Consider the following 13717-nt stretch of genomic DNA (forward strand, 5'->3'; position numbering starts at 1 on the left):
CGAAAGGACGCACGCATGCCGTCGACGGCGCCCACCCCGGACTGCCGCACCCCCGGGCACGTCCGCGCATACGACGACACCCGTACCGGCTACCCCCGCGACGTCCTGCTCCCGGACTTGTTCACCCAGCGGGTACGGCAGTCCCCCGACAGCGAGGCGCTGGTGTGGAGCGGCGGCCGCTGGACGTTTCGGGAACTCCACGACAGGGTGCTCCGCGCCGCCGAACGGTTACGGGCCCGCGGCGTGGGCAACGGTGACGTCGTCGCCGTGCTCCTGAACCGCTCCCCGCAGTCGGTGGTGACCACGCTCGCCGTCCTGGAGGCAGGCGCCGTCCACCTGCCCCTCGACCCCGGCACCCCCGGCAGACGGCTCGCCGCGATGATCCGGGACGCCGCTGCGAAATGTCTGGTGACCCTGCCCGGCGCCGCTGTCCCTTCGTCCCTCCCGCTCGTCCGTGTCACCACCCACGAGCTGGAAGGGACATGGGCGGCCCGGACGGAACCGTGCCGCACCACGGGACGGCTGGCGACAGACGCCGCGTACCTCATCTACACCTCCGGCTCGACCGGTGTGCCCAAGGGCGTGCTGTGCCACCACCGGGGACTGGTCCGCTTCGTGACCGCCGACCATCCGGCGGTTCCCGGGCCTGGCGACCGCCTGCTCGCCACGGCCAGCCCGACGTTCGACGTCTCCTGCTACGAGATCTTCTGCACCTTGCTCAACGGAGCGTGCCTGGTGCTGCCGGAACCCGACGTCCTGCTCGACACGGAGGCGCTGGCGCAGTGCCTGCGCGATCAGGGCATCACCACCCTGTGGCTGGCTGCCGGGCTGTTCCACGTTCACGCCGGATCCGCGCCCCACATGTTCTCCGGACTGCGCTGTCTGATGGTAGGCGGCGACTCGGTCAGCCCCGGCGCAGTCCGCGCCGTACTGGCCCACGGCGCGCCGGGCGCCATGGTCAACGGCTACGGGCCGACGGAGAACGGCGTCATCAGCACCTCGTACACGGTTCGCGACCTGTCCGAGCAGGCGGAGCTCGTACCTATCGGCAGGCCGGTACCCGCCACCACCGTCCACGTGGTCCGACGCGACGGCAGCCTGGCCGAGGCCGGGGAGGAGGGGGAGCTGTGGGTGGGCGGGGACGGCGTGGCGATCGGCTACCTCAACGACCCGGAACGGACCGCGGAGCGCTTCGTCCCCGACCGTTTCGGTGACGATCCGCGCGGCCGCCTCTACCGGACGGGCGACATCGTGCGCCGGCGGGACGACGGCGTGCTGCAGTTCCTGGGGCGCACGGACAGGCAGGTGAAGCTGCGGGGCTTCCGGATCGAGCTGGACGAGGTCGAGGCTGTGCTGTGCGGCCATCCAGACGTCCGGGAGGCCGCTGTCGACATGCTGGGCGAAGGACCGGGGCAGCACTTGGGCGCGGTCGTGGTAGGCCAGCCGGGCATTGACGGCACCGTCCTGGCCGCGCGTCTGCACGACCACGTCCGGGGCCGCCTGCCGGCCCACATGGTGCCCAGCAGGCTGGTCTGCGTCCCGGACCTGCCGCTGACGACGAGCGGCAAGGCGGATCACGCCCGCCTCATGGCCCGGCTCACGCAGCCGGCGGCCGGTGGATGCGGGGGCGGAGCGCCGGCACGCGCGGACGAGAGGACCGTCGAGCGGATCTGGTGCGAGGCGCTGGACAGGGAAACCCTTGGCCGGGAGGACGACTTCTTCGCTTTGGGCGGCACCTCGCTGACGGCGACACACGTCGCCGCGGCCACCCGCCGCCACTTCGGCATCGCCCCGGCCAACAGCAGTGCCCTCGTCCGCGAGCTGCTGAACAATCCGACCCTCGGGGCTTTCACGGAGCGGGCGCGGCATCTCGCCGAGCAGGGGACGGCGCGGGCATCACACACCAAGCCGGACTTCCACGCGGAAGCGCGACTGCACCGGGCGATGCCCTTCACCGGGCCCCTGCCCCAAGCCGGAAACCCCGGACGGGCGTTCGTCACCGGTTGCACCGGCTTCCTTGGCGTCCATCTCGTCGATCGGCTCCTGCGGGCCGGTGCGGAACACCTGTACTGCCTCGTCCGCACCCGGGACAAAGCGCACGGCGCCGCGCGCATGGCTGCCCGGATGCGACGCTACGGCCTGGACCCGCACATCCTGGGCGGCCGGGTCACGGTGGTCCCCGGCGACCTGTCCACCGAGCGGTTCGGGCTCGACCGCGCCGCCTGGGAGCGGCTGGCACAAGACACCGATCTCATCGTGCACTGCGGCGCACGGGTCAACTTCGCCTACCCCTACGAAGCGTTGGCTCCTGACAACGTCGGCGGCACACGTACGGTCATCGAACTGGCCGCCACGCACCGGCTCAAACCTCTGCACCACATCTCCACCGTCGATGTGCTCGCCGGCCTTGGCCTCGCGGGCGTCCGACACGCGACGGAGCGCACGCCGCTCGCCCATCCCGACCGGCTGCCAGGCGGTTACGCGCAAACCAAGTGCGTCGCCGAGAAGCTGGTGGCGGAAGCCGCGCGTCAGGGGCTTCCCGCGTCGATCATCCGCCCATGCGAGGTCACGGGCACCAGTGACCGGGGGGTGTGGAACGCCGACACCCTGATGTGCGCGCTGTTCCGCACGATCGCGCAAGGCGGCGAGGCCCCCGACGTGCCGTTGCCGCTCGACCTCGTCCCCGTGGACCACACGGCGGACGTGATCACCCGGGTGGTCACCCACCAGCATCCCGACGGCCGCGTCTACCACCTCACCAATCCCGACCCGGCACGCCTGTCCCTGCTCGTGGACCGTCTGCGTGCCATGTCCTACCGGGTGCGCACGGTCACATACCGGGACTGGGTCTCCGGGGTCGTCCGGGCGATCGATACGGACCCCCGGCACCCGATGACGCCGTACCTCCCCCTGCTCGTCGAGTCCGCGTCCGGCACGGGCCTCGCCCCCGAGCAGCCGTACTTCACGAGCACGTTTCCCCGGCTCGGCCGCGACAACACCGGCCGTGTGTCGACGGACACCGGGCTGGCCTGCCCGCCGGTGGACGCCCGGCTGATCGACCTCTACCTCCGACGTCTCCGGGAGAGCGGGTACCTACCGCCACCGGAAACCACCGACGTCGTCGCCTGAGGCGTACACCCACCCGAACCGGCGACGGTCGCCCGTCGCCGACCACCACCGAAGGGAATCACATGACCACCCGAAACCACACCGACGCCAAAGCCCTGGCGGAAGACGTCCGGCAGCGCCTCACCGGCGAAGCGCCCGGCAGCCCGCTCGTCCTGGCACCCGTCACGGGCCCCGGCGTCCTGGAACCCCTGCGCCGTCTGGTCGCGGTCGAGTACCAGGCCCACCCGGTCGAACTCGTCGCGTACGGCACCCTGCTGGCCCGGTTCCCCCACCGGCCCGCCGCCGAACTCTGGGTGACTCTGGCACGCATCGTCCACGAGGCCACGCCCAAGCTGCGCGAGGTAGCCCGGGCCCTCGGGATGTCCGAGACCGACTTGGCGGGCCGGACGGCGGACGGCGGCGCCTACGCCTTCCACGGCGCCATGTCCTGGATCGCCACATCCGGAAGCCAGAGCGCGGCAGCCCTGGCCGCCCACACCGACATGCAGGTCTACTACTCCGGCGCCACCGCCGTCGCACGACGCCTGCGGGAGACGGGCGCCCCGGTGCCGCAGGAGTTCCTCGACTACTACGACGACCCCGGCGACGGCGCTTTGGAGGAACTCGCCCTGGCCGTCGCCCAGGACGGCCTCGACCGCGGCGACAACCCCCAAGAGGCGCTGTTCCACGCCCACCGCGTCTCGGACGCGCTGCTGGGCGTCTGGAAGGCCACGACGGCCGACCCGGCCTGAACCAGTGAACCTGCGGTGCCGGAACGACCACCCCGGCACCGCACGACCTACCGAAAGGAAGCCGTCTTGAACGGCACCGACGAATCGACGTACGAGGTACTGCCGAGCCGCCAAAGCGATCCGTTCCGAGACCACGTGGTCCGGGCCTACGAGGACTCCCCGGCAGACTGGCAGAAGGTCATCGGCGAGCAACTGCACTTCCAGTGGGGCGTCTTCGGCCATCCGGACGCGCCTCGCCCCGTGTCCCTCGACGAGGCAGGGCTCCGGTACCTGGAACAGCAACTCGCCCTCGCCACAGGCGAGAGGACCGGACACACGCGCCCGCAACGCATCCTGGACGTGGGATGCGGGTGGGGAGCGACGCTGAGGCACCTCGCGCAGGTCTTCCCCGGCTGTCCACGCCTGGACGGCGTGAACATCAGCGCCGAGCAACTCGCGCACTGCGCCGGCCTCGTGCGCGACGTGCCCCGACCGGGCCGCGTCCGCCTGTATCTGTGCGACGCCGCCGACATCGCCGAGCTGCCCGACCCGGAACAGCCCTACGACCTGGCGCTCGCCCGGGGAGTCATCACGCACCTCCCCCCTCGGGTGTACGAGGCCGCGACCGCGGCGCTGTCCCGGCGCATGCGGCCGGGGTCGCTGCTCGTCGTCTCCGAGACGCTCTACAGCGAGGAGTTCCTGGCCCGTGAGCCGCGGCTGCCCGCGGACGCGGACCATCTGGCGCTGGAGCACCGCAAGTCGCTGCGCTATGTCACCGACGTCATGCGGGACAACGGCTTCCGGATCAGGGACGAGCGAGTGCTGCCCTGCGCGGAGGACGCCGCCCGCTGGGTGCTGGAGCTCAAGAGCAACATCGACGTCCACTTCCCCAAGGAGGCGAGCCCACCCCTGGAGGCGATTCGGCGCATGGCCGCGGATTTGGCGGTCGCCCTGCTCCGGCGGGAAGCGTCGGTCCACAGCATCGTCGCCGAACGAATTCCCGCATAGGGCACTCGGTACCGGCCTCCCTTGGCGCGGCGCCGAGCGGCCCCTCCTGGGCGGCGGATCGTGAGGTCCGCCGTCACCGCGGCGCCGTGCGGCAATTCCCGTACGCGCGCCCGACATCTCGCCCCGGGTACTGGCGCGCAAGGCGCCCGACGGGCCGAACCGCACACATCCGCGTCAGCCATCAGCGGATGACGCCGGAGAACGACGACCTCGACCACCTAACCGAATCCAAGGAGTCGACGTGGCAACACCAGGCGAAACCACCCCCACCTCCCTGCCCCAGCATGCTCATGACTGGAATCAGGTGTCCGCGACCTACTCCCGGACGGCCACCATTCCTCTGCTCTTCGCGGAACAGGCCGACGCCCGGCCCGAAGCGACGGCCGTCGAATGGGCGGACGGCGCATGGACTTACCAGGAGCTGGCAGCACGAGTCCGGCGCGGCGCCACGGCGCTGCGGGCGCACGGGATCGGCGCCGGGGATGTGGTAGGGGTGGCAATGCGGCGGTCCCCGGCGGCGGTGGCCGCCATCCTCGCGGTCCTGCACGCGGGCGGGGTGTATCTCCCGCTCGGTCCGGATCAGCCCGCCGACCGGCTGACCGGGATCATGCGGGACGCCGGCGTCCGGGTGGCTGTGCACGGTGCGGACGAACCCGTGGAGGTGCCGGACTCCACGACCGCCGTCTGCGCCGACGACTTGTTCGGTGGCCCCGAGGACGCCGATCCCCGGTGGTGGGGTGAACGTGCCGCCGATGAAGCGGCGTACGTCATCTACACATCGGGATCGACCGGCGCTCCCAAGGGCGTGGTGTGTCCCCACCGCGGCCAGACCAGGCTGGCCCGCGGGGCGGGGGAACTGCGCATCCGGCCCGACGACCGCGTCCTCGCCACCACCGATCTGACGTTCGATGTCTCCTGCTTCGAGATCTTCGCCACTCTGCTGAACGGCGCCTGCCTCCTCCTCGCGCAGGACTCGGAGCTGCTGGACTCCAAGGCGCTGGAGAACGTGGTGAGCGGCCGGGGCGTCAGCTTGATGTGGCTGAGCGCGGGCCTCTTCCACCAGCACGCCCACGTCGCACCCCACCTCTTCGCCGGGCTGCGTCTTCTCGTCGCGGGCGGTGATGTACTCAGCCCTCGCGCCGTGCGGGCCGTTCTGACGGAGAGCCGGCCCGCCGTGTTCCTCAACGGCTACGGGCCCACCGAGAACTCCTCCTTGTCCACCGTCTGCCGGTTGGACGAGCTGTCCTCGCAGGCCGAGAACGTGCCCATCGGGACGCCGGTCGCGGGCTCGACCGCCTACGTGGTGCGCGAGGACGGCACGGTCGCCGCCCCCGGTGAGACGGGCGAACTCTGGGTCGGCGGGGACGGGGTTGCCCTGGGGTACCTCGGCGATCTGCACAGGACGGCGGAACACTTCGTCGAGGACCGGTGGAGCCCCGCCGACATACGTGGACGGCTCTACCGCACCGGCGACATGGCACGGTGGCGCGAGGACGGAGCGCTCGAATTCCTCGGGCGGCGCGACCGGCAGGTCAAGATCCGCGGCTACCGCGTCGAGCTGGACGAGGTCGAGTCCGTGCTGTCGGCACATCCGCACGTGCGTCAGGCGGCGGTCGATGTCGTCGGCGAAGGGGCGGGGCAGCGGCTGATGGCCGCTGTCGTGGTGCACAGCGGACGTGACCAGAAGGACCTCACGGCTCACCTGCACGAGCACGTACGCGACCGGCTGCCCAGCTACATGACGCCGACGCGCATCGCGCTGGTGGACGCACTCCCCCTCACCTCCAGTGGCAAGGTCGACCGCAGGTCGCTGTCCGCCCTCGCCACACCCGCCGCTTCGGCCCGCGACGACGCGCCCCGCGGAGAGGTGGAGGAGATCCTCGCGAGCGTGTGGCGCGATGTCCTCAATGCGGACATGGTCGGACGCGATGCGCACTTCTTCGCTCTCGGCGGTACTTCGCTGCGTGCCACACAGGTCACCGCCGCGGTGCGCGAACGCCTCGGAGTGCCGGCCGAGTTCGGGCGTGCGATGATCCGCAGCCTGGTCGCGGACCCGTCCCTGCGGGACTTGGCCGCGACGGTGCAGGATTTACTCGACGGTCACGAAGAACCCATCGCCCCGGACACCGACTTCGCGATCGAGAGCCGACTCGACCCGGAGCTGCGTTACACCGCGCCCGCGACGGTCGCGGCCCGGGTCCCGCGCCAGGTGCTGCTGACCGGCTCAACCGGCTTCCTGGGGGTCTACCTCGTCGACCGGCTGCTGCGGGACGGCGTGGAGCGAGTACACTGCCTGATCCGCGCCGGCGACTCACCTCGGGCCCTCGCGCGGCTGGCGGCCAGGATGCGGCGCTACGGCCTCGACCCCGAACCGCTGCTGGACCGTGTCGTCCCCGTCTGCGGAGAGCTGGCCGAGCCGCACTTCGGGCTGTCCGACGAAGAGTGGGACCGGCTCGCCCGTGAGATCGACCTGATTGTGCACTGCGGCGCCCGGGTCAACTTCGCCTACCCCTACCACGCGCTCGCGCCGATCAACGTCGGTGGCACCCGCACCGTCCTGGAGCTGGCGGGCGAGCACACCACCAAGCCGCTCCATTACATCTCCACCATCGCGGTGATCGCCGGGTTCGGCACCGCCGGTGTGGCGCACGTCGACGAGAACACGCCTCTCGACCACGTCGACCGCTTGTCCCTGGGCTACCCCGAGACCAAATGGGTCGCGGAGAACCTTGTCGTCTAGGCCGGACAACGCGGCCTGCCCACGGCCGTCCACCGCCCCTACGAGGTGACCGGCACCGTGGACCGGGGCGTGTGGAACACCGACACCATGATGTGCGCCCTGTTCCGGACCATCGCCGAGACCGGCCTCGCCCCGGACATGGCCCTGCCGCTGGACTTCGTGCCGGTGGACTACACCGCGGACGCGATCACACACCTCATCACCCACCAGGAACCCGACGGCCGCGTCTACCACCTCACCAACCCTCGCCCCGCCCGCCTGCCGCTGATCGTGGAACGCCTGACCGCCATGGGATATCCGGTACGGACCGTGCCCTACAACGCGTGGACGGAGATGCTCGCCAATCTGACGGCCCGGCTGCCCGACCACCCCATGGCCCCATATGTCGCCATGTTCATCGAACCGGCCCGGGACAGTGAGGTCTCGGTCAAGCAGATGTACACCGATGGTGTCTTCCCCGCCTTCAGCCGCCACAACACCGACGCCGCACTCGCCGGCAGCGGACTTGTCTGTCCGCCCGTCGATGCCGGGCTGCTCGACACCTACCTGCGCGAATTCAGGCGCAGCGGGTTCCTTGCGCCGCCCTCCGCGTCCAACCGCGCCGCATCTGATCCCGGGGACATCGCATGACGTCGCGCCACCATATCGGCATGTCGCGTAAGTTGTCGGGTGTCTCCTACAGTCTGCGTGGGCCGCTCGCGGCACAGGCCGAACGCATGCGAGCCGCCGGGGAGGACGTACTCACGCTGAGTCTCGGAGACCCCGCCACGCACGGTCTGCCACCCGCCCGTGAAGTGGTGCAGGCGGTACGTGACCGCCTCGACGACTCCTGCGGATACAGCGGCGCCGCCGGGCTCCCGGAGGCCCGTGATGCGGTGGCCCAGCACTACCGCGGCAAGGGACTCGACACCGTACGGTCGTGCGACGTCTACCTCGGCAACGGAGTTTCGGAACTCGCACCGCTGTCCCTGCACGCGCTCCTGGACCCCCACGACCAGGTTCTCATCCCGGCACCGGACTATCCCATGTGGACCGCCCCCGTCGTCGTGGCAGGCGGGCGGCCGGTGCACTATCCGTGCGACGAAGCCTCCGACTGGTACCCGGACCCGGGCGACATCGCCCGCCGGGTGACCGACCGGACACGGGCCATCGTGGTGATCAACCCCAACAACCCCACCGGCGCAGTATGGCCTCGCGGGGTCCTCGACGGCATCGCCGACATCGCCCGCAGGCACGGCCTGGTCCTCCTGGCCGACGAGATCTACGCCGACTTCCTCTACGACGACACCCGTCACACGCCGCTCGCGAAGTGCGCCCCGGACGTACCCTGCCTGACGTTCGGAGGGTTGTCCAAACGCAGCCGCATCCCCGGCTACCGCATGGGATGGCTGGCACTGACCGGTTGCCGCGGCCCCGCGCGCGACTACGTCGCCGCGCTCGACACCCTCGCGTCGCTGCGGCTGTGCCCGAACGTTCCCGCGCAAGGCGCCGTGGCAGCCGCGCTGCGCATCGACGACACAACGGCGTTGACCGCCCCAGGAGGTGCACTGTGCCTTCGACGAGACCACCTGTGTCGCCTGCTCGCCGACATCCCAGGCGTACGGACCGTCAAACCCCGCGGCGCGTTCTACGTCTTCCCCCGCATCACTCCCGGTCAGTACCGTCTGGGCGACGACGAGAGCCTGGCCTCCGACCTCCTGCACGAGGAGGGGCTGTTCCTCGTCCCCGGATCCGGCCTCGGACCGGTTCCATCCGGCCACCTGCGCATGGTCACCCTGCCCCCGCCCGATGTCCTCACCGAAGCGGCCACCAGGCTGGCCCGTTTTCTCGACCGCCGCAGAACAACCGGCCCGTCGACGACGAACCGTGGCAGGTCGCCCAGGCCCCGCCTCCGTAACGGTGAGGAGCGTCAGCCTCCTGTCTGAGGAGCACGACGGCACCCCGCCTGGTGCAGCACCTCACCAGCTACGCCGGCCCGCTCTCATCTGCGCTGCAAACGACTCGACTGCCTCATCCCACGGTATGGAATTCCGCGGTGTTGTTGAAGGCTTTCGTGTCCACCTGGATCAGGGCACCGGTCTCCCGCTGCCAGTTCGGTGCCTCGTCGCGTATGTGTTCCACGAGGTCCTTGGTCTTCTCGTCCGCCGGGCCCTTCTTCGGCACGACCTGGACGACCGCGCTCCTGCCGCCGTCGAGGAACTGCGGCCTGCCGACCGCGGCGACGCCCTCGGTGGCCTTCAGCTCCTTGGTGAGAGCGGTTGTACCCTGCCGGGGTCATCCGTGTGCGAGGTGTCCGCGAGGATCAGCAGCGGGCCGTTGAAACTTGGGCCGAACTTCTCCGAGACGACGTCGTACGCCTTGCGTCGGGTGCCGTCGACGGCCGCGGAGCCGTTGTCCGGTAGGGCGAGCTGGAGGTCCCTGGCGCGTACAGCGACGGCAAGCAGGCCGACCAGCACGGCGAGCAGGGTCGGCATCGGACGCCGTACGGCGGCACGGCCCCAACGTTCGCCGGAGGGCCGCCGCCCACCGTGGTCCGGCTGCTGCGTGGCACGCTCGCGGCGGGCGGCACGCGAGCCCGGCTTCGGGCACAGCCACTCTCCTGCGAAGCCCATCATCGCGGGCAGCAGGGTGGTCGAGACGGCGACCGCGATCAGAACGGCGCCGGCCCCGGCCAGCACCATCACGGTCAGAAAGGGGGGTCCCGTTCCCGGTCGGGCGGAACGTGCAGCGGGCCGCCCGGCTTGTGGCGGTAGGCACTCGCCAGGCCCGGCGCGCTGTCACGCGGTCCCGCACCGCCAGGCGGCCCCCCGGCGTCCAGGGCGCCGGCGTCAACGGTGTCCCAGTGGTCTGCGTACGGGGCGAAGGCGCGCAGTACGGATTCGTGCAGCAGGTCCAGCGCCCTGGGGTCGTCGGCCCACAGCTGGGCGTGACCGGTCCACGGTCCGTCGAAGGGTTCGGGCGGGTGGCTCCGTGGTGCCGGCAGCAGCTGGGCGGCCAGCCGGGCGCGGTTCCACAGGCTCATGGCGACGCCGCCCGGTGTGCGTTGCAGCAGCTGCCGGGCGGCGTCGACGGTTTCCGGGAGGCGGCGCTGATCGGGCAGCCGGAAGACCACGGTCCGGGTCAGCCCGGGGCGGGGATTCAGCCACAGTTCGGCGGACACCACGACACCCGGGCCGCCCTGGAGGAAGAGCCCGGTCAGCGCGGGGCCCGGGCCCGGGCCGGTCGACAGGCGGCTGCCGTCCGGGCGGACGACCTCCAGCCGCCGCAGATGGGAGGCCATGTCCTGGTACGGCCCCTGCCCGATGCCGCGTTGCAGGGCGTTGGCCAGGACGGAGGTGCCCCCTCCAGCCCCGGTGGACGGGGGCAGCAGGTGCGACGAGCGCCGCCGAAGGGCCCCGGCCAGCTGCCCGAAGGTGACACCCGGCTCCACGGTGACCAAACCGAGCTGCTCGTCGTGGCCGAGGATCCGGTCCAGCCGAGCCAGCCGCAGCACCACGGTGTGGTCGGTGGGCGGGCAGCCTGAGCCGTATCCCCAGTTCCTGCCGGTGCTGACCGGATGGACACGGATGCCGTGGCGGTGGGCGATCCGCAGGCAGTTCCGGGTCTGAGCCGCGTCGGCGGGGCGCAGGACCGCTGCCGGTAGCGGGGCCGGGAAGGTGCACCGCCCGGCGGCGGCGCGGTCCTCCGGCCCGGTGAGCACGTGCGCCTCCCCCAGCACCCGGCGCCAGGCCGCCACGGCAGCGGGGGGGCAACTCCGGGCCCGGGCCGGACAGCCCCCGGCGGTCACCACCACCCCGCAGAGGGAGCCTAGTCGCCCCGCAACCGGCTTCTGCCCGCGCGGCCACCCCGTCGGGTCTCTGCGGGCGGGGGACCACTCGGACGAGGGACGCCCGGGGGCGTCGGTGGCCGGTGAGGGCTGCGGGGTCAGCCAGAAGGCATCCCCCAGTGCGGGGAGTTGCCCGCGGCACCAAGGGGGAGCTCCCACAGGGGACGCGGGTTACGCAGGAGCAGGCCAGGCCCCGGGCCGAGGGCAGGAGCGTAATCCCTGGACGCGCCTGCCCAAGTACGACGAAGAGTTCAACGGTCACCTCGCTCTCGGCGCGCCCTCCGGGAACTGGTATCAGCACTCGTGATCGTACAGCGACAGCGCCCGGTGGACATTGGAGTCACGGCTGGGACACCTAGGGCGTGTTGTGAAAGTGCTGGTCAAAGCCACTCGTTGATGGCTGCGACCAGCACTGTCGCTTCGTAGCGGACGGCGAGTTTGTCGTACCGAGTGGCGACGGCCCGGTGGCGTTTGAGCCGGTTGATCCCGCACTCGACCGCGTGCCGCTGCCTGTAGTCGTCCTTGTCGAACGCCGGTGGACGCCCGCCGCGCGAGCCGCGCTTGAGGCGGTTGCGGACGCGGTCCGCAGGGACTGGGATGGTGGCTTTGATGCCGCGTCTGCGCAGGTAGGAGCGGTTGCTGCGGGAGTCGTACGCCTTGTCGGCCCGCACCCGGTCCGGCCTCTTGCGCGGCCTGCCGAGTCCCAGCCTCGGAACCCGGATGGCTTCCAGGACCGCTTCGAACTGCGGGGAATCGCCCCGCTGTCCAGCCGTGATCACGACGGACAAGGGCTTCTGCCCCTGCTCGACCGCGAGGTGGATTTTGCTGGTCAGCCCGCCGCGGGATCGTCCGAGACCGTGGTCGGCCGGCTCGACGAAGATCCCGCCGGGCGGTTCCTTCTGGAGATCCCCCTTTTCACCGCGCCGGCAGCGTGCTGGTGAGCCCGGCAGACGGTGGAGTCGACGTTCACGTCCCAGGTGACCAGGCCCTCCGCATCGGCCTCGGCCTGGAGCTGGGTGAGGATCCTCGCCCAGGTGCCGTCCCGCTGCCAGCGCCGGAACAGGTCATAAACCCGGTCCCACGGCCCGTAGCGTTCGGGCACGTCACGCCATGGGGCACCGGTCCGGGTCCGCCACCGTATGCCGTCTATCAGCTGCCGCCGCGTCCACACCTGCGGACGACCCGGCTTGATGCCTTGCGGCAGCAACGGCTCAAGCCGGGCCCACTGGCCGTTCGTCAGATCCCCACGTCCCACGAAAGGTGATCATCAACGAACAAGATCCACTTTCGCAACAGACCCTAGTCCGTCGAGGATGCTCTGCGCCTGGTCGGGCGTGAACCACTGCGGCGGTTTGACCGCGATAGGCGGCAGGTCGATGCTGCGGCACGGACTCACCGCGATCACATCGTCATCGACCGCCGCACGCATGAGGGACGACGTCAGGTTGTAGGCCCGCTTGATCGCGGCAGGGCCTGCGCCCTTCTCGACCAGGGAGCGTATCCAGCTCTGGACGTCCATGCGGGTAATGGCCCGCATCTCCCAGTCAGCCCAGTACGGCATGACGTGGTTCTTGATGCTGGACGCGTCGCCCCGAAGGGTGTGGGGTTCGACGATGCGGGCGTTCCACCACCGGTCGTGCCACTCCCGGAACGCGATCTCGCCGGCCCGCGGGTCGCGCATGCCTCCGCGGGCGAACTGGGTCTCCAGCTCGATGCCCCAGGCCCGCGCCTGGGCCTTGAGGGGGAAGGACTCGCTGAACCGGTCTCCGGCCCGGTTACGAACGGTCGCCTGCCACTTGCCGGACTTCAATTTGCGCAGGTACGCGGTACTACTCCTTTGTTCGGAAGCGGTGAGGGCTGGACTGGGGGCGAGAGTTCACCGACGGGGGCGCGGGGAACCAACCAATCTCCTGGCGATGAACTCCTCAAGCCCGGCAGCAGGGACACGGACGCGAGATCGTTCCGTCCCGGTGCGCAGGTCGACGACGGGGAGGTCGTCGGCGGCGATGAAGCGGTAGACGGTGCGGCGGTCGACGTCCAGGGCGGCGGCGACAGCGGGAATGGACAGCAAACGGGCAGGCATGCGCGAGTCCTCGGAAACAGAGGAGGAAAGACCAAGCAGGTGAATTGATTCAGCCGGGCTGCCGGCAGTCCACGGCGCAGGTCAACCGGCCCTGTAGGGCGGTGGGAGCCAGATCGCTGGGGGTCGAGCCATGTGACACGGCCGCATGCGGCGTGGACCGCCGACGTTCGAAATGTACTCGGCGGGTGGTCTTCGCGCTCGGAGCGCGAGAGGGGAGACTA

General features: G+C 70.8%; 10 protein-coding genes and 1 pseudogene. 5 read left to right on the forward strand and 6 right to left on the reverse strand.

The annotated features are described in order from the left end of the window. Nucleotides 1–15: 15 nt before the first annotated feature. From HEP81_RS00725 to HEP81_RS00750, 5 genes and pseudogenes are all read left to right on the forward strand, one after another. Nucleotides 16–3129, forward strand: a complete 3114-nt coding sequence (locus HEP81_RS00725; protein WP_051850631.1) for an amino acid adenylation domain-containing protein — start codon at nt 16–18, stop codon at nt 3127–3129. Between the two features lie 62 nt (nt 3130–3191). After that, nucleotides 3192–3860: a hypothetical protein gene (locus tag HEP81_RS00730; RefSeq protein WP_037662891.1), complete on the forward strand. Its 669-nt coding sequence runs from the start codon at nt 3192–3194 to the stop codon at nt 3858–3860. A gap of 66 nt (nt 3861–3926) precedes the next feature. Beyond that, the gene (locus tag HEP81_RS00735; protein WP_037662890.1) at nt 3927–4847 is read left to right on the forward strand and encodes an SAM-dependent methyltransferase; all 921 of its coding nucleotides are present in this window, start codon (nt 3927–3929) and stop codon (nt 4845–4847) included. 304 nt (nt 4848–5151) lie between these two features. Further along, nucleotides 5152–8217, forward strand: a pseudogene (locus HEP81_RS00740) (amino acid adenylation domain-containing protein). Nucleotides 8218–8237: 20 nt separating this feature from the next. Further along, complete coding sequence (locus HEP81_RS00750) at nt 8238–9512, forward strand: aminotransferase class I/II-fold pyridoxal phosphate-dependent enzyme (protein WP_167739885.1); 1275 nt, start codon at nt 8238–8240, stop codon at nt 9510–9512. 85 nt (nt 9513–9597) lie between these two features. On the opposite strand, the gene HEP81_RS00755 is transcribed toward HEP81_RS00750, so the two are convergent. From HEP81_RS00755 to HEP81_RS00780, 6 genes are all read right to left on the reverse strand, one after another. Then, the gene (locus HEP81_RS00755) at nt 9598–9750 is read right to left on the reverse strand and encodes a hypothetical protein (protein WP_157854636.1); all 153 of its coding nucleotides are present in this window, start codon (nt 9748–9750) and stop codon (nt 9598–9600) included. Between the two features lie 74 nt (nt 9751–9824). Further along, on the reverse strand, nt 9825–10268 hold the full coding sequence (locus tag HEP81_RS00760) for an MMPL family transporter (protein ID WP_157854635.1): 444 nt from the start codon (nt 10266–10268) through the stop codon (nt 9825–9827). Between the two features lie 5 nt (nt 10269–10273). Next, a complete protein-coding gene (locus HEP81_RS00765; RefSeq protein ID WP_157854633.1) occupies nt 10274–11287 on the reverse strand; it encodes an FAD-binding oxidoreductase in 1014 nt (337 codons plus the stop codon). A gap of 506 nt (nt 11288–11793) precedes the next feature. After that, nucleotides 11794–12668, reverse strand: a protein-coding gene (locus HEP81_RS00770) for an IS5 family transposase (RefSeq protein WP_207748323.1) whose coding sequence is annotated in 2 segments (ribosomal slippage) — nt 11794–12275 and nt 12275–12668 — 876 coding nt in all. Because the reading frame shifts where the segments join, the coding sequence is not laid out codon by codon here. Nucleotides 12669–12680: 12 nt separating this feature from the next. Continuing rightward, nucleotides 12681–13223, reverse strand: coding sequence for an N-terminal phage integrase SAM-like domain-containing protein (locus HEP81_RS00775; RefSeq protein ID WP_243279245.1), 543 nt, complete (start codon nt 13221–13223; stop codon nt 12681–12683). Between the two features lie 66 nt (nt 13224–13289). Continuing rightward, nucleotides 13290–13496 (reverse strand): helix-turn-helix domain-containing protein, encoded by a 207-nt coding sequence (locus HEP81_RS00780; protein WP_037664009.1) that lies wholly within the window; start codon nt 13494–13496, stop codon nt 13290–13292. Between the last annotated feature and the right edge of the window lie 221 nt (nt 13497–13717).

Source organism: Streptomyces griseofuscus (assembly GCF_014673495.1).
GTDB classification, from domain to species: Bacteria; Actinomycetota; Actinomycetes; order Streptomycetales; family Streptomycetaceae; genus Streptomyces; species Streptomyces murinus.